Here is a 749-nt window from a genome sequence, read left to right as displayed (position 1 = left end):
CCCGGATCGAGCTCACGCGCCTCCAGGTGCACCGTCCCCGGACCGGCATCAGTGATCTTGTTCAGGAAGCCCCGGTTCGACAGCCACGTCGCCGACGCATCCGTCAACGCCTCCCCGAACGGGGAGTAACGACGCTTCTCCACACTCGCCGTCGTCGAGGTCACCGACACCAACGGCGTGTTCTGGTGATCCACCGCCGTGTGCTTGAGCCCACCGGAGTCACGCGTGGCCACCGCCTCACCGTCCAGTGAGTACGTGCGCACCGCCGAGCGGGTCGTGCCCTTCACCTTCAGCTGCGTCGACCCGAACAGCAACGTCGTCGAACCGTCGAACCCGTCACGCTCGATCAGACGATTGCCGTCAGCGTCGTAGAGGTACTCCACGCTCTTGCCGGTCGCCAGGTCCGTGACCTTCTTGACGTTGCCCTCACGATCCCACTCGTACGACTTGCCCGCCGTGCTCGAGGTCGACCGCTTCTTCATGTTGCCGACCTCGTCGTACGCGTACGTCGTCGTACCCGTCTGCCCACCAGACTTCGTCGTCGTCAGGGCGGCGTGAGGACGATCCGCAGTCGCCGCCGGGAAACCCGAGACGTGCGTGGTGGTCACGATGCTCGAGTCCACCTTGCGCATCGAGACGACCTTCTCGCGGTTGCCGTTCCTCGCGAACGTGTACACGTCCGAGTACGGAGCGGTCGAGCCGAGGTTGCTCGCCGTGGGCGCAGCGCACGAGTTCCCGGACGACGTCCA

The 749-nt window shown here is 65.6% G+C and carries 1 protein-coding gene; it reads right to left on the bottom strand.

Going from position 1 to position 749, the window contains the following annotated elements:
• Positions 1-482, bottom strand: a 482-nt coding sequence (locus AC3WRM_RS18410) for a hypothetical protein (protein WP_492250002.1), incomplete at its 3' end; no start/stop codon positions are given.
• Positions 483-749 lie beyond the last annotated feature (267 nt).

This window comes from Aeromicrobium sp. EU05-FHT14F07, assembly GCF_058790455.1.
Note: the sequence above shows the minus strand (reverse complement) of the source record. Positions and strands in the feature narration are given on the sequence as shown.